Origin of the sequence: Pseudomonas sp. SC3(2021), assembly GCF_019856535.1 — a bacterium.
GTDB classification, from domain to species: Bacteria; Pseudomonadota; Gammaproteobacteria; order Pseudomonadales; family Pseudomonadaceae; genus Aquipseudomonas; species Aquipseudomonas monsensis.
The window spans coordinates 1,370,408-1,392,517 of sequence record NZ_CP082236.1 but is presented as its reverse complement, the minus strand read 5'-3'; the positions used below and the strand labels follow the sequence as shown (position 1 = coordinate 1,392,517).

General features: G+C 60.5%; 19 protein-coding genes. 6 read left to right on the top strand and 13 right to left on the bottom strand.

The annotated features are described in order from the left end of the window. Positions 1-123 precede the first annotated feature (123 nt). The gene (locus K5Y35_RS06125) at positions 124-1,161 is read right to left on the bottom strand and encodes a LacI family DNA-binding transcriptional regulator (protein ID WP_222833887.1); all 1,038 of its coding nucleotides are present in this window, start codon (positions 1,159-1,161) and stop codon (positions 124-126) included. Positions 1,162-1,366: 205 nt separating this feature from the next. Here K5Y35_RS06125 and K5Y35_RS06120 point away from each other — a divergent pair, with 205 nt between their 5' ends. The 3 genes from K5Y35_RS06120 to mgrA all read left to right on the top strand — a co-directional run bounded on the left by K5Y35_RS06120 (position 1,367) and on the right by mgrA (position 6,057). Beyond that, entirely contained in the window at positions 1,367-3,589 is a 2,223-nt protein-coding gene (locus K5Y35_RS06120; RefSeq protein ID WP_222833886.1) for a TonB-dependent receptor, read from the top strand. A gap of 1 nt (position 3,590) precedes the next feature. Next, a complete protein-coding gene (locus tag K5Y35_RS06115; RefSeq protein WP_123470538.1) occupies positions 3,591-4,910 on the top strand; it encodes an LLM class flavin-dependent oxidoreductase in 1,320 nt (439 codons plus the stop codon). Between the two features lie 109 nt (positions 4,911-5,019). Further along, complete coding sequence (gene mgrA, locus K5Y35_RS06110) at positions 5,020-6,057, top strand: L-glyceraldehyde 3-phosphate reductase (RefSeq protein ID WP_222833885.1); 1,038 nt, start codon at positions 5,020-5,022, stop codon at positions 6,055-6,057. A gap of 74 nt (positions 6,058-6,131) precedes the next feature. Here mgrA and K5Y35_RS06105 read toward each other — a convergent pair whose 3' ends face one another. From K5Y35_RS06105 to K5Y35_RS06065, 9 genes are all read right to left on the bottom strand, one after another. Beyond that, positions 6,132-7,334: a helix-turn-helix domain-containing protein gene (locus K5Y35_RS06105; RefSeq protein ID WP_222833884.1), complete on the bottom strand. Its 1,203-nt coding sequence runs from the start codon at positions 7,332-7,334 to the stop codon at positions 6,132-6,134. A gap of 3 nt (positions 7,335-7,337) precedes the next feature. Next, positions 7,338-8,015, bottom strand: a complete 678-nt coding sequence (locus tag K5Y35_RS06100; RefSeq protein ID WP_222833883.1) for a hypothetical protein — start codon at positions 8,013-8,015, stop codon at positions 7,338-7,340. A gap of 114 nt (positions 8,016-8,129) precedes the next feature. Continuing rightward, positions 8,130-8,972 (bottom strand): taurine dioxygenase, encoded by an 843-nt coding sequence (gene tauD, locus K5Y35_RS06095; RefSeq protein ID WP_123470539.1) that lies wholly within the window; start codon positions 8,970-8,972, stop codon positions 8,130-8,132. Positions 8,973-9,116: 144 nt separating this feature from the next. After that, entirely contained in the window at positions 9,117-9,950 is an 834-nt protein-coding gene (gene tauC / locus K5Y35_RS06090) for a taurine ABC transporter permease TauC (protein ID WP_222833882.1), read from the bottom strand. After that, the gene (tauB, locus tag K5Y35_RS06085) at positions 9,947-10,741 is read right to left on the bottom strand and encodes a taurine ABC transporter ATP-binding subunit (protein WP_123470543.1); all 795 of its coding nucleotides are present in this window, start codon (positions 10,739-10,741) and stop codon (positions 9,947-9,949) included. Before tauB ends, tauC begins: the two co-directional genes overlap by 4 nt. 16 nt (positions 10,742-10,757) lie before the next feature. Further along, the gene (gene tauA, locus K5Y35_RS06080) at positions 10,758-11,735 is read right to left on the bottom strand and encodes a taurine ABC transporter substrate-binding protein (RefSeq protein WP_123470544.1); all 978 of its coding nucleotides are present in this window, start codon (positions 11,733-11,735) and stop codon (positions 10,758-10,760) included. Between the two features lie 553 nt (positions 11,736-12,288). Continuing rightward, the gene (gshA, locus tag K5Y35_RS06075; protein WP_186748679.1) at positions 12,289-13,872 is read right to left on the bottom strand and encodes a glutamate--cysteine ligase; all 1,584 of its coding nucleotides are present in this window, start codon (positions 13,870-13,872) and stop codon (positions 12,289-12,291) included. 213 nt (positions 13,873-14,085) lie between these two features. Continuing rightward, positions 14,086-14,469 (bottom strand): PaaI family thioesterase, encoded by a 384-nt coding sequence (locus K5Y35_RS06070; RefSeq protein WP_007917925.1) that lies wholly within the window; start codon positions 14,467-14,469, stop codon positions 14,086-14,088. Beyond that, positions 14,469-16,793, bottom strand: a complete 2,325-nt coding sequence (locus K5Y35_RS06065) for a Tex family protein (RefSeq protein ID WP_123470548.1) — start codon at positions 16,791-16,793, stop codon at positions 14,469-14,471. The genes K5Y35_RS06070 and K5Y35_RS06065 overlap by 1 nt, the downstream gene beginning before the upstream one ends. A 358-nt stretch (positions 16,794-17,151) precedes the next feature. On the opposite strand from K5Y35_RS06065, the gene ompR reads away from it, so the two are divergent. Both ompR and K5Y35_RS06055 read left to right on the top strand, forming a co-directional pair. Further along, positions 17,152-17,892, top strand: a complete 741-nt coding sequence (ompR, locus tag K5Y35_RS06060; RefSeq protein ID WP_123470549.1) for a two-component system response regulator OmpR — start codon at positions 17,152-17,154, stop codon at positions 17,890-17,892. 114 nt (positions 17,893-18,006) lie between these two features. Further along, a complete protein-coding gene (locus K5Y35_RS06055) occupies positions 18,007-19,320 on the top strand; it encodes an ATP-binding protein (protein WP_123470551.1) in 1,314 nt (437 codons plus the stop codon). Between the two features lie 78 nt (positions 19,321-19,398). Here K5Y35_RS06055 and rimK read toward each other — a convergent pair whose 3' ends face one another. The 3 genes from rimK to K5Y35_RS06040 all read right to left on the bottom strand — a co-directional run bounded on the left by rimK (position 19,399) and on the right by K5Y35_RS06040 (position 21,576). Next, positions 19,399-20,304 carry a 30S ribosomal protein S6--L-glutamate ligase gene (gene rimK / locus K5Y35_RS06050; RefSeq protein ID WP_007949201.1) on the bottom strand — a complete coding sequence of 302 codons (906 nt, stop codon included), beginning with the start codon at positions 20,302-20,304 and terminating at the stop codon, positions 19,399-19,401. After that, a complete protein-coding gene (locus tag K5Y35_RS06045) occupies positions 20,301-20,720 on the bottom strand; it encodes an ATP-dependent zinc protease (protein ID WP_231982547.1) in 420 nt (139 codons plus the stop codon). The genes rimK and K5Y35_RS06045 overlap by 4 nt, the downstream gene beginning before the upstream one ends. Before the next feature lie 76 nt (positions 20,721-20,796). Continuing rightward, the gene (locus K5Y35_RS06040) at positions 20,797-21,576 is read right to left on the bottom strand and encodes an EAL domain-containing protein (RefSeq protein ID WP_128614928.1); all 780 of its coding nucleotides are present in this window, start codon (positions 21,574-21,576) and stop codon (positions 20,797-20,799) included. Positions 21,577-21,692: 116 nt separating this feature from the next. Between K5Y35_RS06040 and K5Y35_RS06035 the strand changes: the two genes are divergently transcribed. Continuing rightward, a complete protein-coding gene (locus K5Y35_RS06035) occupies positions 21,693-22,100 on the top strand; it encodes an RNA-binding S4 domain-containing protein (protein WP_123470555.1) in 408 nt (135 codons plus the stop codon). Positions 22,101-22,110: the final 10 nt, after the last annotated feature.

Genomic DNA, 22,110 nt, shown 5'->3' with positions numbered 1-22,110 from the left:
CAGTGAACGCGGCTGCGCACAAATCCTCTGGCCAACCGCATTCCTTGTAGGAGTGAGCCTGGTCGCGACAGGGCCACCTCGGTGCCCTTTAGAGCATAGCCAATCCAGCCCCCGCCAACTTCATCAGGTGCTCTCGCGCTCGATCACCTTGCACTGCAATAAATTCAGGCGCTGCACATCATCACTCGGCAACACCCCCAGGCTTTCCAGAACCCGCGTTGCCGCCAGCACGCCGATTTCCAGTGCCGGCGGTTTGATCGTGCTCAGGCTCGGCAACAGCATCTCGGCGAACGGGTAATCACCGAAGCCGAGTACAGCGCAGTCTTCGGGGATCTTGAGGCCGGCGCGTTGCCCGGCGAGCAGGCCGCCGGCAGCGAGGTTGTCATTGGCGAAAATGATGGCGTCGGGGCGGGGAGCGGCGTTCATCAGTGCCTCCATTGCCTGTTTGCCGGCCTCGAACGGCGTGCGGTCGGCGTCGGGGGCGAATACCCAGGGTTCCAGGCCGGACTCGCGCACGGTGGCGGCGTAACCGTCGCGGCGTTCCAGTGCGCTGAGGTCACCGGGGGCGCTGTTCTGCACGAAGGCAATGCGGCGATAGCCTTTGTCGTGCAGATAACGAGCTGCGGTCACTCCGACTTCAAAATGCGAAAAGCCGATCTGCATCGGTTCGCGATCCGGCTGGTAATCCCAGGTTTCGATCACCGGAATGTCCGCCTCGGCGATCATCTTTTCAGTGCCCGCACTATGGAAGTGACTGGTCAGCACCAACGCCGCCGGCGACCAGCCGAGAAACGCGCGCACTGCGTTTTCTTCCTGTTCGGTGCTGAAGTAACTCGACGCCAGCAACAACTGATAACCATGGCGGCTGAGGGTGTCGCTGAAGCCCTGAATGGTGTTGGCAAAGATCGGCCCGGAGATGTTCGGGATCACCATGCCGACGATTTTCCCCCGCGCTGAAGCCAACCCGCCGGCCACCAGGTTCGGCACATAACCCAACTCGGCAACCACCGCCGCAATCCGTTCGCGGCGCTCGGGCGAGACCGATTCCGGTTGATTGAAATAGCGCGACACGGTGATCGCCGACACACCGGCCTCACGTGCCACTGCATTGAGGGTCACGCGTCCGGCGCCACGGCGTTTGCGGGGCTTTTCCTGGTTCAAGGCTCGATCCCTCTTAAAAACCAAAACGCATATAAAAGTAATTTTTCAGTATTGGACGCTCTATGTGTGGCTTGCCAATACTGGCGATGGTAGCGCTAACAAGGCGCGCTGTCTGCTACTCGCTCGAGCGAATGCCCAAGACACCGATTCAGGCGCTGTCGTCGCAGAACGGCAGCGGTTCAGGGCTAATTTCGAGCGGGCAACCATGCACAACATTCCTGGGGCGACACACACACTGGCGCAATATGTTCGCGCTGCAGGCTGGATTTTCACCGGGTTGGCGGCGTTGCCGCTGGCCGATGCGCTGGCTGCAGACAGCGATCAAGAGCCAACCCTCAAGTCGGTGACGGTCACCGCCACTCGCCGCGAAGAATCGCTGCAAAAGGTCCCGGTAGCGGTCTCGGTGATCGACGGCGAACAGCTGGAGCGCGATAACCGCAACGGTGTGGCGAGCATCGTCCAGCAAGTGCCGTCGCTGAATTTCCGCACCGGCGCGTCGAACAAGGACACCTCGCTGTTCGTGCGCGGGGTGGGCACGATTTCCACCTCGCCCGGCGTCGAGCCAACGGTGGCCACGGTGATCGACGGCGTGGTCTATGCGCGTCCTGGTCAATCGACCCTTGATCTGCTGGATCTGGAACGCGTCGAAGTGCTACGCGGCCCGCAGGGCACGCTGTTCGGCAAGAATGCCTCGGCCGGCGTGCTCAACATCACCAGCAAGGCGCCGACCAGCGAGACTCACGGCTACATCGACCAGTCCTACTACAGCGGCAACGAAAGCCGCACCCGTTTCGGCATTGGCGGCAGCCTGATTCCGGACACGCTCAAAGGCTCGATCAGCACCTTGTTCGGGACTTACGACGGCAACGTCGACAACCAGCACAACGGGCAGGAGGTCAATGGGTACAACCATCGCGGGGTGCGCGGCAAACTCGAATTCACCCCGAACGATGACGTCACCTTCACCCTGATCGCCGACTACATGCAGGCCCACGACGACGGCCCCAACGGCGTGGTCAGCAAGTCGCTGACCCCGGCGTTCGCCAATGCACTGCGCCCGGTCGAGGCCAGCAATCATAACCGTGACATCAACACCGACACCCGCAGCCACGTCGAGGACACCAACAAAGGCCTGTCCGGCCAGCTCGACTGGCAACTGGGCGATTACACCCTGACGTCGATCACCGCGTGGCGCGGCTGGGACAACACCCAGTATCAGGACGGCGATCGGCTGAGCACGATCACCGCAGCGTTTCCCGGCACCGCCGACAAGGGCGACCTGGCCTTCGATCAGTACTCGCAGGAGTTGCGCCTGGCCTCGCCGAAGGGCGAATTCCTCGAATACGTCGGCGGCCTGTTCTACATGCATGGCAAGGATGACGAGACCTATCAGCGCACACTGACCACCACCACGCGCACCGACCGAGGCGTTGCCGACTACAGCACCACCAGCGACAGCTACGCCGCGTTCGGCGAAACCACGCTGAACTTCACTTCCGACTTCCGTGGCATCGCCGGCCTGCGCTACACCCACGATGAGCTGGAATACGCTCACCGCCGCGTCTCCACCTCGGCGACCACGGTCAGCGGCATTCAACCGGCCACCCGCAGTTCAGGTTCGGTGGATGAGGACGGCTGGTCCGGTCGGCTTGGCGTGCAGTACGACCTCAGCGATGCCGTCACCACCTACCTGACCTACTCGCGCGGCTACAAAGGCCCGGCGTACAACGTGTTCTTCAACATGCAGCCGCGTGACACCGAGGCACTGAAACCGGAAACCTCGAACACCTGGGAGGCGGGTATCAAAGCCACGAGCTGGAACAACCGCCTGACCACCAACCTCGCCGTGTTCCACAGCGACTACGACAACTACCAGGCGAACTTTTTCGACACCGTTGCCGGGCAAGTGGTGACGCGTCTGATCAATGCCGGCAGCGTCAGCACCGAAGGCGTCGAACTCGATTACGCCTTACAGGCAACCCAGCAACTGAAGTTCTCCGGGGCACTGGCGTACACCCGCGCGCGCATCGACCAGTTCAGCTGCCCGGCCGGTGCGGCAGCAACTTGCAACGTCAATGGCAAGCCGCTGCCATTCAGCCCCGACTGGAAAAGTTACGTGCGCGCCGATTACACCATTCCACTGGAAAACGGTCTGGATATCGAACTCGGCACCGACTACAGCTGGCAGAGCGAGGTGCAGTACGACATCAGCCAGAACGCCGACACCAAACAGGGCGCCTACGGCCTCTGGAACGCCAGCGTGGCGCTGGCCGATTACAGCAATGGCTGGCGCGTGGCGCTGCTGGGCAAGAACCTCGCCGACAAGTCCTACTCACCGCTGCTGGCCAGCGGCGGCAGCTACATCTATCGCGCTGTGCCAAGGGATGACGAGCGCTACTTCGGCGTGCAACTGCGCAAGGATTTCTGAGATGAGCAGACAGTTGAAACTCGGCGCGTTTCTCATGGCCACCGGGCACCACGTCGCCGCGTGGCGTCACCCGCAGGTGCCGGCCAATGCCGGTCTGGATTTCGCTCACTACAAGCGTCTGGCGCAGATTGCCGAGGCGGCCAGATTCGACACGTTGTTCGTTGCCGACAGCGTTGCCGCGCCGACTCAAAACATCGCCAGTCGCATGGCCCGCTCCGATCACTTTGAACCGCTGACACTGCTCTCGGCCCTCAGTGCGGTGACCGAACACATCGGCCTGATCGCCACAGCGACCACCAGCTACAACGAGCCGTACCACGTGGCGCGTAAATTCGCTTCGCTCGATCACCTGTCCGGCGGACGTGCGGGGTGGAATCTGGTGACCTCGGACAACGCCGCCGAAGCGCTGAACTTCGGGCGTGACGCACACATCGGCCACGCCGAGCGCTACAGCCGCGCGCGGGAATTTCATCAAGTGGTCACCGGGCTTTGGGACAGTTGGGAGGACGACGCCTTTCACCGCGACAAGGCCAGCGGTGAGTATTACGACCCTGCGAAGCTGCATGTGCTGGAGCACGTCGGCGAGCACTTTCGGGTCAAAGGCCCGCTGAACGTGGCGCGCTCGCCACAGGGGCAACCGGTGATCGTGCAGGCCGGCTCTTCCGAGACCGGGCGTGAACTGGCGGCACAGACCGCTGAGGTGGTGTTCACCGCGCAGACCTCGCTGGCCGGCGCGCAGGCGTTTTACGCCGACCTCAAAGGCCGCTTGGCGAAGTACGGGCGCAGTGCCGATTCGCTGAAAATCATGCCGGGGGTCTTTGTCGTCGTCGGGCAAACGGAAGCCGAGGCGCAGGAAAAATGTGAAACGTTTCAGCAATTGGTCGAACCGGAGGTTGGCGTCGCCTTGCTTGGGCGTATGCTGGGCAACTTCGATTTGTCGAAGTACCCGTTGGACGGTCCGCTGCCGGAATTGCCACTGACGGAAAGCGGTCAGCAGAGCCGGCAGAAATTGCTCACTGAACTGGCAGGTCGGGAGAACCTGAGCCTCGCCGAACTCGGTCGCAAAATTGCTGGCGGGCGCGGGCATTACAGCCTGGTGGGCACGCCGGCGCAGATTGCCGACCGCTTGCAGGAATGGTTCGAGCAGGGCGCGGCGGATGGCTTCAATGTGCTGGTGCCGCACCTGCCGGGCGGGCTGGAAGACTTTGCCCATGGCGTGGTTCCGGAACTGCAGCGGCGTGGCCTGTTCAGAACCGAGTATGAGGGCCGGACCTTGCGCCAGAACCTGGGCCTTGCCCGACCCGGCAATAGATTTGTGTAGCACCCTTCGCGAGCAAGCTCGCTCCCACATCTGGAATGCATTTACCTGTGGGAGCGAGCTTGCTCGCGAAGAAGTCGACACCCATTCAAGACAGACAAGAGAGGATTCGATGACTTACACCGCTGCCGAAAACCGCTATGACTCCATCCCTTACCGCCGCGTCGGCCGCAGCGGTCTGGTGCTGCCGGCGTTGTCGCTGGGCCTGTGGCACAACTTTGGCGACAGCACGCCGATCGACACCCAGCGCGCCTTGCTGCGCACCGCGTTCGACCTGGGGATCAACCACTTCGACCTCGCCAACAACTACGGCCCGCCGTACGGTAGCGCCGAGATCAATTTCGGGCGCCTGCTGCGTGAAGATTTCAAGCAGTACCGCGACGAGCTGATCATCTCCAGCAAGGCCGGTTGGGACATGTGGCCAGGGCCATATGGTCAGGGCGGCGGTTCGCGCAAATACGTGCTGGCCAGCCTCGATCAGAGCCTGCAGCGCCTGGGCCTGGATTATGTGGATATCTTCTATTCGCACCGTTTCGACCCGGACACCCCGCTGGAAGAAACCGCCAGCGCCCTCGCCACTGCCGTGCAGCAGGGCAAGGCGTTGTACATCGGCATCTCGTCGTACTCGGGGGTGAAAACCCGCGAGATCGCCGCGCTGCTCAAAGAGTGGAAAGTACCGCTGCTGATTCATCAGCCGGCGTACAACCTGCTTAATCGCTGGGTCGAAAAGGATCTGCTCGACACCACCGACGAACTGGGTACCGGCGTGATCGCTTTCACCCCGCTGGCCCAAGGTCTGCTGACCGACAAGTACCTCAACGGCGTGCCGGAAGATGCGCGGGTCAATCGGCCGGGTGGTGGTTCGCTGCAGGCCTCGCACTTGTCCGAGGCGAACATCGCGCACGTGCGCGCACTGAACGAGATTGCCAAGCGTCGCGGTCAGAGCCTGGCGCAACTGGCGCTGGCGTGGACCCTGCGTGATCCGCGGGTGACCTCGGCACTGATCGGCGCGAGCCGGCCAGAGCAGATCATCGAGAACGTCGGGGCGTTGAAGAACCTGAGCTTCAGTGCTGAAGAGCTGGCGGAGATTGACCGGTTTGCCCAGGAGGGCGGGATCAATCTTTGGGAGAAGCCTTCGACGGCAGAATAGGTGGTTTCGAAGACTTGACGCGTCGTTACGGAGAAACCTCACTGGACGAGGCTTCTCCGTAATTTTTTGTAGTTTTACTTTTTGCTCGGGAACCCGAGTACTTCTGCGGCCTCGCTGAAAAAGGAATCTCTTGCGGTTCGTTTTCTCAGTTGCATGTCGATCACCTGTGACTGATCTGGCAGGGTGAAGTACCCCTTGTCCAAACTGCATAGGCTTTCCAGTGTAGGTAGCGGTAGTCCGAGCAACTGTCTGAGTTGAGATCGAGAAAGGACTTTATTTTCCACGAGCATTTTTACGCCTCGTGCAATCAACTGAGGCCTTTCAAAGTCGAAGTCAGCGTCCATCGGCTCACCTTTGACCCATCCTCTTGCAGACCTGGCCTTCCACAGTCTCGTAGTAGTGGTTTCGTTGATTATTTCCAGATCCTGGCATCTACGAACCATCGCTCCTACAGAGACTTTCCAGCGTGGTTTCAGCGCTAGCAAAGTATCCAAGGTAGGCCATCGAATTTCTCTCAGGAAGCTCTCTGCTGGCATCAGGAATGCGCTGGCGAATCGATGAGCCTGCGACTCAAGCAGATCGTAGTTCGATTCGTACTGCTCCTTCGATACATGACGATGTAGAACGATATGCCCCAATTCATGTGCAGCATCGAATCGGTTTCGTATGCCGTTCGCCTTGTCAGCTACAAGGAGGACGTAAGGCCGCTGATCCAACTCGTACCAATTTGAAACACCGTCCATTTTCAAATGGCCCAGTGTGGTCCGAGTGCAGACGATACCTGCGTTTTCGAGGGTCTGAATGACATTGGGGATGGGGGCAGTCCCAAGTCCCCAGGCTTGGCGGCATTCGCTGGCCATTCTCTCGATTTCTTCGTCCGAAATCAGTAAGCAGTTACTTTCTTCCAGATGAGGAACATTTACTGCCACGAACTCCAGGCTTTCTTGCAGCTTGTAGGAAACGTCTTGAAGCCATTCCAAGCGTACTTCCGCTATTTCCCTGGCGTTTGCCGTGGCGCTTACCTGAGAACGAAAAAAGAACGGTGTACGCTCGCTCGTTACGATTTGTTCTTCAAGCAGCCAATTCTCACTGACGCCGAATACCTCACATAGTCGTTGGAAAGCATCGGCTTCAGGAACCTGAACCCCGTTCTCCCATTTAGAGATGTTTCCAGAGGCGCGCCCAACCATTTCAGCCAAAGCGGTCTGGGTAATACCAAACGTGAGCCGTAACTGCTTGAGACGCGCTGATTGGAAGCCTGCGACTCCAGTTCTCATGCTTCACCTCTCGGACTTCTGCTCATCATCAATTTGGTCTTCAGTTTTTTCTGCGCGGCGCATCTTATCTCGCAATGTCACCAGTTCAACTCGTTTTTGATCAGTGGCCGGATTATCAGAGTAGCTCTGAAGAAGGTCTTCGAGTGTGCAATCCATATGGAAGCCTCTGCCACTGAAATATGGCACTGCCATTGTGATTGCCAAAGGCTCTGATTGATCCTGTGAGCGCGGCGGGGGGGCATGGACTACGACAAGCGCATGAATCAACTGTTCGTTGACAGTTTGAGTGAGGCCGTCAATCCAATCCATCTGGGGGGAAGCCAAAGACTCGTTGAGCGTTTTCAGTTCAGTTCGGTGTTTTGCTGTACGAATTTCTTTCTGCCAAGGCAACACGACTGAGGTGATCCGCAGACTCCCCATCTCAAGCAGGACATAGTTGTGCCCCTTGGGATCGGTCGATTTTATCAGTGGGCTCCAACGTTTCATTCCTGCCAAGGCCTCTTGAACCAGTGAATGGCGCAAGTGACCTCGCAGGTCTTCATGAGGAGTATGGATTAAGAGATCTTCGACCTCTTTTAACGCTTTTTGAAAGGTTTGAGGAATCAAAACCCCAAGCTCATCAAAAAATTCTTTGTCCACTTGTGCACGAATGAAACTTTGAATTTCTTCTTTTGTGACCATGCGTTTTACCACTCACTAATCGGTAAGCGGATTTTTACGCCATTTTTCTTCGTTATGGAAGCAATGACTGTTTTTTTATACAGCCAAACTGATGGATGGTTGCCTCTGTAGTGTTCAGCGAAAAAACGGCACATCCCCCAACACCGTCGCCCGCTGCATCACCCGCCGCGCCGGGCGGTAATCGTCTACCGCGTAATGCTGCGTCACGCGGTTGTCCCAGAACGCAATGTCGTCCTTCTGCCAGCGCCAGCGAATGGTGAACTCCGGCCGCGTCGCGTGGGCGAACAGGAACTTCAGAATCGCCTCGCTCTCGGTTTCCGACAGCTCGTTGATCTTCGAGGTGAAGCCTTCGTTGACGAACAACGAACGGCGTCCACTCACCGGATGGGTGCGGATCACCGGGTGCGACAGCGGCGGGTTCTTGCGGCGTGCCTCTTCCCACTGCGCCAGCGCTTGCGGCGTGTTGCCGTAGCGCTCCAGCGGAAACGAACGGGTGAAGTCGTGAGTGGCGGTCAGCCCTTCTAGCAGGCTTTTCATCGGCGCCGAGAGTGCTTCGTACGCGGCAATTCCGCTGGCCCACAAGGTGTCGCCGCCAAACGCCGGCAACAGCTTGGCGCTGAGTACCGCGCCCATCGCCGGGGTCGGCAGGAAGGTTACGTCGGTGTGCCAGATCGCGTTGTCGCGCACGTCGGTGACGGCGGTGTCGAGGATCAGCACTTCCGGCTGTTCCGGCACGTTCGGGTAGATCGGATGAATGTGCAGATCACCGAAGTACGCGGCGAAGCGTGCCTGCTGCGGCGGCTCGATCGGCTGGTTGCGGAAGAACAGCACTTGATACTGGAGCAGCGCCTGCTCGATGGCGTCGCGCTGTTCCAGGTTCAACGGCTGGCTGACATCGACGCCGCTGATCTGTGCGCCGAGGGCCGAGCTTAAGGGAGTGATGGTCAGGCTGCTCATGGTCTTACTCTTCGAATTCGGGGGATAGAGCTTTTTGTAGGAGCCAGCCTGCTCGCGATAGCGGTTTGTCATACACAACAGCCATAGCCTGACACTCCGCATTCGCGAGCAGGCTCACTCCTGCAAGGATTTAAAAGGGCGACTTCAGTGCGCCTGGCCGTGCCACGGCACCAGTTGGCGTTGCAGGGCGCGCAGGCTCATTTCCATGGCGAACGCGATCAGGGCAATCACCAGAATCCCCAGCACCACCACATCGGTGACCAGGAATTGCGCAGCAGACTGCACCATGAAGCCCAAACCACTGGTGGCGGCGATCAATTCGGCGGCGACCAGTGTCGACCAGCCGACGCCCAGACCGATGCGCACACCGGTAAGAATGTCCGGCAGGGCGCTGGGCAAAATCACGTGGCGAATCAGTTGTGCGCGAGTGGCGCCGAGCGACTGTGCGGCACGCAGTTTCGCCGGGTCTACAGTGCGCACGCCGGTCGCAGTCGCGATGGCAATCGGGGCGAAAATCGCCAGGTAGATCAGCAGCACTTTCGACAACTCGCCAATGCCGCACCAGATCACGATCAGCGGCAGATAAGCCAGTGGCGGAATCGGTCGGTAGAACTCGATCAGCGGATCGAGCACGCCACGGGCGATACGGTTGGCGCCGATGGCAATGCCCACCGGCACTGCGGTCAGAATCGCAAAACCGAGGCCCAGGCCAATGCGGCTCAGGCTCGCGCCCAAGTGCTGCCACAGGGTTGAATCCATGTAGCCGGTGGTCGCCAGCAGCCAGCCTTTTTGCAGCACGGCGGACGGTGGTGGGAGGAACAGCGGTTCGATCAAACCGCTGGCGGTCACCGCCCACCAGAGCACCAGCAAGGCGAACAAGGTCAGCAGGCTGATCCAGCGCGTGCTGAGGCTGCGCCGCACGGGAATCGCCACCGAAGGGGGTTTCACCGCCGCAGCGGAAACGTCGTAACTGCTCATGCGCGCTCCTGCCGCTGAACGGCGCTGCGTTGCGAGAACACTTTGCTCAGCACGTGCTCGCGGGTTTCGATAAAACGCGGGTCGGACTTGATCGCTCGGGCGGACTCACCAGCGGCGTAACGCTGGCCGAAATCCAGGTGCAGACGTTCGACGATCTGCCCCGGATTCGGCGCGAGCAGAATCAGGTCAGTGGCGAGGAACACCGCTTCTTCGATGTCGTGGGTAATCAGGAATACCGGTTTGGCGGTGCGCTGCCAGACTTGCAGCAACAGCTCCTGCATCTGTTCGCGGGTGAAGGCGTCGAGGGCACCGAAGGGTTCGTCCATCAGCAACACACGCGGGTCAGCAGCGAGGGCGCGGGCCAGGCCGACGCGCTGTTTCTGTCCGCCGGAGAGTTGCCAGATACGGCGGCTATCAAACCCTGTGAGATCGACCAGCGTCAGCATTTCACGGGCAATCTTTTCGCGTTTGTCCCTGGCGACACCGGCCAGTTCCAGACCAAAAGCGACGTTGGCCAACACGTCCTGCCAGGGCAGCAGGGCGTCGTCCTGGAACACCACGCCGCGTTCGGCGCTCGGGCCTTTGACCGGCACGCCGTCGAGGGTGATGCGCCCGGCGCTGGGCTCGACGAAACCGGCAATCAGGTTCAACAGCGAAGTCTTGCCACTGCCGGACGGGCCGAGGGCGACCAGCAACTGCTGAGGCCCGAGGGTCAGGGAAATGTCCGCCAGCACCGGGTCCGGGCTGCCGGGATACTGTGCGCTGATGCGCTCCAGCTGTAGCAAGGCCATTGCAGTTAACTCCCGATCAGTTGGTGATGTATTTGGCGCTGACGTACGGCGCGTAGTCCGGCAGCACGGCTTCAACCTTGCCTTGCTCCTTGAGGAACGCGGCGGTGTCGGTGATGGCCTTGGTGGTCGGCGCGCCGAGGGTGATCACCTGATCCGCCGCCAGCGGGTAGACGTTGCCTTGCAGCAGCAGCGGAATGTCGCTGGCCTTGGCGCCGGAGAGCTTCACCAGTTTGTCGACATTGCTCTGGTTGGCGAGCCAGGCTTGCGGATCCTTGCGGTAGTCGGCGTAGGCGTCGAGGGTGACCTTGGCGAATGCGCTGACGATTTCCGGGTGCTTCTCGGCGAAGTCTTTGCGCACGATCCACGCATCGAAGGTCGGCGCGCCAAACTTGGCCAGTTCGCCGGAGGTGATCAGCACCTTGCCGTTTTCCTTGGCGACGCCGAGTGCCGGGTCCCAAACGTAAGTGGCGTCAATGTCACCGCGTTTCCACGCAGCAATGATCGCTGGTGGCGCGAGGTTGAGTACGGTGACTTTCGACGGGTCGATGTTCCAGTGCTTGAGCGCCGCGAGCAGGCTGTAGTGACCGGTGGACACGAACGGCACGGCGATTTTCTTGCCGACCAGATCCTGCGGGCTCTTGATGCCGGAACCGTCGCGGGCGACCAGCGCTTCGGCGGCGCCGATCTGGGTGGCGATGAGGAAGGTTTCCACCGGGACCTTGCGGGTGATCGCTGCAGTCAGCGGGCTGGAACCGAGGTAACCGATCTGCACGTCACCGGAGGCGATGGCGGCGATGATGTCGGCGCCGTTGTCGAACTTGCGCCAGCTGATGTCGGCCTTGGTGGCCTTCTCGTAAGCACCGTCGGCCTGGGCAACTTTTGCCGGGTCAACGGTGGTCTGGTAGGCGACGGTGAGGTCGGCAGCCTGCGCCAGAAAGCTCGCGGCAGCCAGAGAGGCCACGGCCAGCAGGCGCAGCGGGAAATTCAGTTTCATGGGGAGTGCTCCATATCAGGCTACCGAGGTTCGGCGTGAAAGGAGACTAAATGATCTAAGAATCTAAAAATAAATAACTTTTTAGAATGAGCTTATGAGCGGAAAAATCTAAGAGCGGGGGAGTTTGTGGGCGTTTCGGAGTTATTCGTTCGACATTAGATCTTTGCCCCCTCACCCCAGCCCTCTCCCCCAAGGGGGCGAGGGGAAAGGGAGCAGATTGGGGGATGTTCAAGACCTGAGTTCGGCTCGGTATCGTAGGTCGGCGCACTTCGCATCAACAACCCGGTCAGTCCCCTCTCCCCCAGACGGGCGAGGGGAAAGGGAGCAGATTGGGGGATGTTCAAGACCTGAGTTCGGCTCGGTATCGTAGGTCGGCGCATTTCGCATCAACAACCCGGTCAGTCCCCTCTCCCCCAGAGGGGCGAGGGGAAAGGGAGCAGATTGGGGGATGTTCAAGACCTGAGTTCGACTCGGTATCGTAGGTCGGCGTATTTCGCATCAACAACCCGGTCAGTCCCCTCTCCCTCTGGGAGAGGGCTAGGGTGAGGGGCTTTTAATTGCTGATCGCCAGAATGCTCGCCTGATACGAACCGACGAACACGTCGAAATCCCCAACCTCGTTCTGCTCCAGCTCAGCCTGCGCCGCCAGCGACGAACGCGCCAGCTCCTCAAACTTCGCTTGATCTTCCGCCGCCAACGGCTCGCTGCGGAAGAACTCGGCATGGGCCTGGCTCTGACGCAGGGAGAACTGCGCGAAGCTTTCCTTGTGCTCGGCCATCGCCGCCAGCACTTGCGCCGACGGGGTCAGGGACGGGTCGCTGACCTTGGCCAGTTGCGCATCCAGTGCCTTGCTGTGCGCATCGCCGCCGTGGCTCTGATCGAGCAGGGCGGCCAGCGGCGCGATCTGTTCCAGCAACTCGGCGGCCCAGGTCTTCAGCTCGACCGGCTGTCCGTCGCGCTGCAATTGCAGGCCCGGTCGGCGACCTTCCTTGACCACGCTGAGGAAGTTCGAAGTGGCATTGCCGCACGAGGTGTTGGTCAGCAACGGGCTGTCGTTCAGCGCGCAGTACAGCAGGAACGCGTCGAGGAAGCGCGACTCGGTGACGTCGATGCCCATCGGCAGGAACGGGTTGATGTCCAGGCAACGCACTTCGACGTACTGGATGCCACGCGCCATCAGCGCCTGGATCGGCCGTTCGCCGGTGTAGGTCACGCGTTTCGGGCGGATGTTGGAGTAGTACTCGTTTTCGATCTGCAGGATGTTGGTGTTGAGCTGCACCCACTCGCCATCCTTGTGCGTGCCGACTTCAACGTACGGCGGGTACGGCGTGGCCACGGCCTTGCGCAGGCTGTCGGTGTAGCTCGACAGATCGTTGTAGCACGGCGTCAGGCCGGCCTGGGCGTTGCTCTGGTAACCGAGGTCGCTCATGCGCAGGCTGGTGGCGTACGGCAGGTACAGGGTGTCCGGGTCCAGTTGTTCCAACTGGTGCGAACGACCGCGCAGGAAACCTGCATCCAGCGCCGGCGAGGCACCGAACAGGTACATCAGCAGCCAGCTGTAGCGACGGAAGTTGCGGATCAGCGCGATGTAGGACGATGACTGGAAATCGCGGTCGGTGCCGACGAAACCTTCGGCTTCGCGCAGTAGCGGCCAGAGCTTTTCCGGCAGGGAAAAGTTGTAGTGGATCCCGGCAATGCACTGCATGGTCTTGCCGTAGCGCAGGGCCAGGCCCTTGCGATAAACGTACTTGAGCTGCCCGATGTTGGAGGTGCCGTAATAGGCGATCGGGATGTCTTCCTCGGCCGGCAACGGGCACGGCATCGACGGACTCCACAGGTACTCGTTGCCGAGCTTGCTGTAGGCAAAGCGATGAATCTTGTCCAGGCTCGCCAGGGTGTCTGCCGGGTCGGGCAGGGCGGGCGTGATGAATTCCAGCAGCGACTCGGAGTAGTCGGTGGTGATCTGTTCATTGGTCAGCGCGGAACCCAAGGCTTCCGGGTGCGGCGTTTGCGCCAGTCGACCTTCGCTGGTCACGCGCAGGCATTCACGTTCGATACCGTGAAGGCACTGTTCGAGCAGAGAGAGGTTGGCGCGCTCGCCGAGCAGAGCCAGGCGGCGGTTGAGAAGTTCGCTCAATTTGGATTCCTTCACGCGTCAGTCGCCCCAATATGGGGGTGGGCAGGACGGTCTACAAGGGTGAAGTTGAAACTGGCGTTTTCGCCTGGTTTTTGAGCCGTAAAGGCCCGTGCCGATCGCCAACTTCACTCCTTGAATCTGGCTATTGCGCGTGCGGAAAAGTTCGACGCCGCAGACACAGCGCCGAAATTAACTCAAATTGATGACCAGTAGCTACAGGACAGCGAACGTGCCTTGCGCTTTTGCGACCAGTTTGTCGCCCTGCATCACGTCGGCTTCGACCACCAATGTGCGGCGACCCGGGTGGATCACCCGGGCCGTGCACAGCACCTCGCCGTCGGATACGGCGCGGATGTAGTTGATCTTGCACTCGATGGTCGCGCTCTGCTGATCGAAGCCGTGGGTGCTGGAACAGGCCAGCCCCATGGCAATGTCGACCAGACTGAACAGCGCGCCACCGTGCAACTTGCCGCCACGGTTGCGCAGTTCCGGTTCCAGCACCAGGGCGACTTGCGCCACCCCGGTTTCCAGGCTGTGCAGGCGGCAGCCCAACAGCTTGAAAAACGCGCTCTCGACGAGCCCGGCCGGAATCTCCATCAGCGTTTCTTCAACTGCTTGGCGTTGGCGAACAGCGAGGCCATCGCATTGTTCACCGGCGCGGCAGGAGCGGATTCCTTGCGTGGCGCGTTGCCCGAAGACTGGCGCGGCGCCGAGCCCGGACGCGAACCACGGGCACCGTCGATCTTCTCGCCCGGGGTGTCGCTCATGCGCATCGACAGGCCGACGCGTTTGCGCGGGATGTCGACTTCCATGACCTTCACTTTCACCACGTCACCGGCCTTCACCGCTTCGCGTGGGTCCTTGATGAATTTCTCCGACAGAGCCGAGATGTGCACCAGACCGTCCTGATGCACGCCGATGTCGACGAATGCGCCGAACGCGGTCACGTTGGTCACGACGCCCTCGAGGATCATCCCCAGTTGCAGGTCTTTCAGGTCTTCGACGCCTTCCTGGAACTCGGCAGTCTTGAATTCCGGACGCGGGTCGCGACCCGGTTTTTCCAGTTCTTGCAGGATGTCGGTGACGGTTGGCAGACCGAAGGTTTCGTCGGTGAATTTCTTCGGATCCAGACGCTTGAGGAACGCGGCATCGCCAATCAGCGAGCGAATGTCGCGGTCGGTTTCAGCGGCAATGCGTTGCACCAGCGGATAGGCTTCCGGGTGAACCGCCGAGGAATCCAGCGGGTTGTCACCGTTCATCACGCGCAGGAAGCCGGCCGCCTGTTCGAAGGTTTTTTCGCCCAGACGTGCGACTTTCTTCAGTGCCGCGCGGGTTTTGAATGCGCCGTGTTCGTCACGGTGGGCAACGATGTTCTGCGCCAGGGTCGCGTTGAGGCCGGAGATCCGCGCCAACAGTGCCACCGAGGCGGTGTTCACGTCGACACCAACGGCGTTCACGCAGTCCTCGACCACCGCATCCAGCCCGCGCGCCAGTTTCAGCTGCGAGACGTCGTGCTGGTATTGGCCGACACCGATGGATTTCGGGTCGATCTTCACCAGCTCTGCCAGTGGATCCTGGAGACGGCGGGCGATGGATACTGCACCACGGATCGACACGTCGAGATCCGGGAATTCCTTGGCCGCCAGTTCCGACGCCGAGTACACCGATGCGCCGGCCTCGGAGACCATGACCTTGGTCATCTTCATGGCTGGATATTTTTTGATCAGCTCGATGGCCAGCTTGTCGGTTTCGCGGCTGGCGGTGCCGTTGCCGATGGCGATCAGGTCAACCGAGTGCTTGGCGCACAGCGCGGCCAGAATGGCGATGGTCTGATCCCACTTGTTGTGCGGCACGTGCGGGTAAACCGTGGCGTGATCGAGCAGCTTGCCGGTGGAGTCGACCACGGCGACCTTGCAACCGGTACGCAGGCCCGGGTCGAGGCCCAGCGTGGCGCGCGGACCGGCCGGCGCGGCCAGCAGCAGGTCGTGCAGGTTGTGGGCGAAGACGTTGATCGCCTCGGTTTCGGCACCGTCGCGCAGCTCGCCGAGCAGGTCGGTTTCCAGGTGGGTGTAGAGCTTGACCTTCCAGGTCCAGCGCACCACTTCACCGAGCCATTTGTCGGCCGGGCGGTTCTGGTTCTGGATACCGAATTGCTGGCCGATCATGCCCTCGCACGGGTGCATGGTGCCCGGCAGTTCGTCGCCGACTTTCAGCGCGGAGCTGAGAATGCCTTCGTTGCGGCCACGGAAAATCGCCAGTGCACGGTGCGACGGCATGCTTTTCAGCGGTTCGTCGTGCTCGAAGTAGTCGCGGAACTTGGCGCCTTCCTCTTCCTTGCCGGCAATCACGCGAGCGCTGATGGTCGCTTCCTGCTTGAGGTAGTTGCGCAGTTTTTCCAGCAGGCTGGCGTCTTCGGCGAAGCGCTCCATCAGGATGTACTTGGCGCCTTCGAGCGCTGCCTTCACATCGGCCACGCCTTTTTCGGCATCGACAAAACGTGCGGCTTCGGCTTCCGGGGACAGATTCGGGTCGTTGAACAGGCCGTCGGCCAGCTCGCCGAGGCCGGCTTCCAGGGCGATCTGGCCCTTGGTGCGGCGCTTTTGCTTGTACGGCAGGTACAAGTCTTCGAGGCGGGTCTTGGTGTCGGCGAGTTTGATATCGCGTTCGAGGGCCGGGGTGAGTTTGCCTTGCTCCTCGATGCTGGCGAGGATGCTGATGCGCCGTTCGTCGAGTTCTCGCAGGTAGCGCAGACGCTCTTCCAGATGACGCAGCTGGGTGTCATCGAGGCTGCCGGTGACTTCTTTCCGGTAACGGGCGATGAAGGGAACGGTAGAGCCTTCATCGAGTAGCGCGACGGCCGCTTCGACCTGTTGCGGGCGTACGCCGAGTTCCTCGGCGATGCGGCTGTTGATGCTGTCCATAAAACCACCTGACATAGTGTGAAAGCAGGCTCGCAGGCACGGAAATAAAGGCCCGGAGTCTGGTTGAGCGGCTAGAAAATTGCCGCTGCCTGGGTCAAAAGGCTCCCCATTGACCCGTGAAATCGAACAATTACTGCGCCGGTCCGGAAAAAATCGCGGCCACCTGCGGTAACGATTCAGACGTTGCCTGGCACAAAACGCCGCGCATTATAACCAGCGTTCTGTCATTCGGGGGTGTAGCAGTCTGTAGGCATAAACCCCGGTTTTCTGGCAGTGAAGGAAAAATCTGCTAACAATGCACACGGTGCGTATAACGGCAGCTACGCCATAATGCGCGCCGAGCTAAAAGGAGCATCCAATGAGCAGCACTGTAAATAATGCTGAAGGCGAAAAAATTCTTATTGTTGACGACGATCCGGGTCTGAGCAGCCTGCTGGAACGTTTTTTCGTCAGCAAGGGCTACCGCGCCCGTACCGTACCGAACACCGAGCAGATGGATCGTCTGCTGTCGCGTGAAGTCTTCAATCTGGTGGTCCTCGACCTGATGCTGCCGGGCGAAGACGGCCTGACCGCGTGCCGCCGTCTGCGGGCCGCGAACAACCAGATTCCGATCATCATGCTCACCGCCAAGGGCGATGAAATGAGCCGTATCAAGGGCCTGGAACTGGGCGCCGACGATTACCTGGCCAAGCCGTTCAACCCGGACGAGCTGATGGCGCGCGTCAAAGCGGTGTTGCGCCGCCAGGCCGCACCGGTCCCGGGCGCACCGGGCAGCGAAGATGAAAATGTCACCTTCGGTGATTACGTGTTGTCGCTGGCTACCCGCGAACTGAAACGCGGCGATGAAGTGCACATGCTCACCACCGGTGAGTTTGCGGTACTCAAGGCGCTGGTGATGAACGCACGTCAGCCACTGACCCGCGACAAACTGATGAACCTGGCCCGTGGCCGCGAGTGGGATGCGCTGGAGCGTTCCATCGACGTGCAGATCTCCCGCCTGCGCCGGATGATCGAACCCGATCCGTCCAAGCCTCGCTACATCCAGACTGTCTGGGGCGTGGGTTACGTGTTTGTGCCGGATGGTGCCGCCACCAAGTGATCGGTGATTTGTAGGAGCGGGTCTGCCGGGGGCGGGTCGAACGGCCATTCCCGCAGACTCGCAATCCGCAATATGCGAGCATTGCTCGCTCCTGCAAGTGTGTAGCGGTTATTGATGAAAACCCCTGTCTGGTTCCCCCAAAGTTTCTTCTCCCGCACCCTTTGGCTGGTGCTCATCGTCGTGCTGTTTTCCAAGGCGCTGACCCTGGTTTATCTGCTGATGAACGAGGACGTGCTGGTGGATCGCCAATACAGCCACGGCGTCGCCCTGACGCTGCGCGCCTATTGGGCGGCTGACGAGGAAAACCGCGCAAAAATCGCCGATGCCGCGACCTTGATCCGGGTGGTCGGTGCCGGTGTGCCGGAAGGCGAACAGCACTGGCCGTACAGCGAGATCTACCAGCGCCAGATGCAGGCTGAGCTCGGTGCCGACACCGAAGTGCGTTTACGCATGCACTCGCCGCCAGCGCTGTGGGTGCGTGCACCGAGCCTCGGTGATGGCTGGCTGAAAGTGCCGTTGTATCCACACCCGCTGCGTGGTCAGAAAATCTGGAACGTGCTCGGCTGGTTCCTTGCCATCGGTTTGTTGTCGACCGCCTCGGCGTGGATTTTCGTCAGCCAGCTCAACCAGCCGTTGAAACGCCTGGTGTACGCCGCCCGGCAACTGGGCCAGGGTCGCAGCGTACGTCTGCCGATCAGCGACACGCCGAGTGAAATGACTGAGGTGTATCGCGCCTTCAACCAGATGGCCGAAGACGTCGAACAGGCGGGACGTGAGCGTGAACTGATGCTGGCCGGTGTCTCTCACGACTTGCGCACGCCGCTGACGCGCCTGCGCCTGTCGCTGGAGTTGATGGGGGATCATAACGACCTGACCGACGACATGGTGCGCGACATCGAAGACATGGACGCGATTCTCGACCAGTTCCTTGCGTTCATTCGTGATGGCCGCGATGAGTCAGTGGAGGAGGTGGATCTCAGCGATCTGGTGCGTGAGGTGGCAGCACCTTACAACCAGAATGAAGAGAAGGTGCGTTTGCGTCTGGAGCCGATCCAGCCATTCCCGTTGCGGCGGGTTTCGATGAAGCGCCTGCTGAACAACCTGATCGGCAACGCCTTGAACCATGCGGGCGGCAGTGTTGAGGTGGCGGCGTATGTGTCCGGCGACACCAGCGCGCCGTACGTGGTCCTGAGCGTGATGGATCGTGGCGCGGGCATCGACCCTGCGGAGCTTGAAGCCATCTTTAACCCGTTCACCCGTGGCGACCGCGCCCGTGGCGGCAAAGGCACCGGGCTGGGCCTGGCGATTGTGAAGCGGATTGCTTCGATGCATGGCGGCAATGTCGAGCTGCGCAATCGCTCCGGGGGAGGACTGGAAGCGCGAGTACGCTTGCCGTTGGGGTTGATGCTTCCTCGGGATGCGGTATAGGAGCAGCGGCGAGTTTCAAGCGGCAAGCAAAAGTGTTTTTTTACTTGTCGCTTGAAACTCGCCGCTCGAAGCTGCTTTTCAGCCCTTGCCTTTGGTGCGGGTCATGTTCGGCCCGCCGTTCTTCTCAAGGTGCTCGATGATGATCCCCGCCACGTTCTTGCCCGTGGTGGTCTCGATCCCTTCCAGCCCCGGCGACGAGTTCACCTCCATCACCAGCGGCCCGTGATTGGAACGCAGAATATCCACACCCGCCACCGCCAGGCCCATGACCTTGGCTGCACGCAAGGCGGTCATGCGTTCTTCCGGAGTGATCTTGATCAGGCTGGCGCTGCCGCCGCGATGCAGGTTGGAGCGGAACTCCCCCGGCTTGGCCTGACGCTTCATGGCCGCGATCACCTTGTCGCCGACCACGAAGCAGCGGATGTCCGCACCGCCGGCTTCCTTGATGTATTCCTGGACCATGATGTTCTGCTTCAGGCCCATGAATGCTTCGATCACCGACTCCGCCGCCGTCGCGGTTTCGCACAGCACCACGCCGATGCCTTGGGTGCCTTCCAGCACCTTGATCACCAGTGGCGCGCCGTTGACCATGTCGATCAGGTCGGGAATGTCATCCGGCGAGTGAGCAAACCCGGTCACCGGCAAGCCGATGCCTCGCCGTGACAGCAGTTGCAGCGAGCGCAGTTTGTCCCGCGAACGGGCGATGGCCACCGACTCGTTCAGCGGGAACACGCCCATCATTTCGAACTGGCGCAACACCGCACAACCATAAAAAGTCACCGACGCCCCGATCCGCGGAATCACCGCATCGAAGCCTTCCAGCGGTTTGCCGCGATAGTGGATCTGCGGCTTGTGACTGGCGATGTTCATATAGGCGCGCAAGGTGTCGATCACGACCATTTCATGCCCGCGCTCGGTTCCGGCTTCGACCAGACGGCGGGTGGAATACAGACGCGGGTTCCGCGACAGCACAGCGATCTTCATGCAACACCTGTGGAGGAGGTAGATACCGGGAACACCGGCTTGTCTTGTACATATTTGATGCCCGGATTGACCACCAGCTGGCCATCGATCAGGGCTTTGGAACCGAGCAACAGGCGATAGCGCATGGACTTGCGGCAGGCGAGGGTGAACTCGACCGGCCAGACCCGATCGCCCAAGGCCAGGGTGGTGCTGATCACGTAGCGCACCTGGGCATGGCCATTGGAGCTTTTAATGGTTTTGCGCGTGACCAGCGGTGCTTCGCAACGCCGGTGACGCAACTGCACCACCGTGCCGAGGTGCGCGGTGAAGCGCACCCACTTCTCGCCGTCGCGTTCGAACGGTTCGATGTCGGTGGCGTGCAGGCTGGAGGTGCTGGCACCGGTGTCGATTTTTGCGCGCAGGCCCGCAACTCCCAGATCCGGGAGCGCCACCCACTCGCGCAGACCGACAACGGTCAAATGGTCAAATGTCTTCAATGGAAAAAACCAACAATTAACGCGTCCACGCCTCAGGTGATACCTGGGCCAACGCTTTGAATGCAGGCTTGGCGAACCAGAACCCCTGCATCAGAAATATTCCGCAATCCGCCAGGAAGTCCCGTTCGCCGGCGCGCTCTATGCCTTCGGCAATGACTGTAACGTCCAACTCCGCACAGATTGTGACAATCCCCCGAACGATAGCCTGACGGACACGGTCTTGATCGACATCGCGAATCAGCGCCATGTCGAGCTTGATCAGATCCGGTTGAAAATCAGCCAGCAGATTCAGCCCCGAAAAACCGGCACCGAAATCGTCGATGGCCGTCTTGAAGCCGAATTCGCGGTATTCACGCAGAATATTGGTCAAATGGCGATAGTTATCTACGTGCTCGCTTTCCAGGGTTTCGAAAATCAGCCGGTCGATCGGGAAATTGTGTTTCTTTGCCGCTTCCAGCGTGCTGCGTATGCATGACTCTGGACGATAGACGGCGTTGGGCATGAAGTTGATCGACAAGTGTGTCTGCATATTAAGACTGGCCGCACCTTCGATGGCGCGGGTCCGGCAGAGCTGATCGAAACGGTAACGGTTGTCTTCTGTAACTTGATCTAACACCGTCAACGCGCCTTCACCGGCCGTCCCTCGGACCAGCGCCTCGTGGGCGAAGACCGCCTGTTCGCGCAGGTCCACGATGGGCTGATAGGCGAAGGCAAAATCGAAGCCCAGCGGCTCGCTGTGCCGGCAACCCTGGCAACCCGCTTTGGGCGAGGTCAACGAAGACGGGAGTCTGGTCACTTGATCACTCCATGCCGGTCAACCGGCCAGGATCTCAGTTTATCTGGAGGGCTGGGTTCTTGCGCCCGACAGAATCGGTAGTACAGTTCCGACTACTGGCTGAACGAGGAATTCATATGGCGCAAAAACAGGAAGAGGACGACAAGGTCCGTCTCGATAAATGGTTGTGGGCCGCGCGGTTTTACAAAACCCGTGCCTTGGCCAAAGCGGCGATCGAGAGTGGCAAGGTGCATTGTCGGGGCGAGCGGTGCAAACCGGGCAAGGAGCCGCGAATCGGCGATGAGTTCGAGATCCGCACCGGGTTCGAAGTGCGCACGGTTCGGGTCGAAGCGTTGTCGATCGTGCGTCGTGGCGCGCCGGAAGCGCAGACGCTGTACGCAGAGACCGAGGCGAGTAGTGCCAAGCGCGAAGCCGCGGCGGCGATGCGCAAGGCCGGTTCTCTGGGTGTGAGCACCGACGGCAAGCCGAGCAAGAAGCAGCGGCGAGACCTGTTTAAATTTCGTGGGAACAGTAACGACGCATGATTGTGGCGAG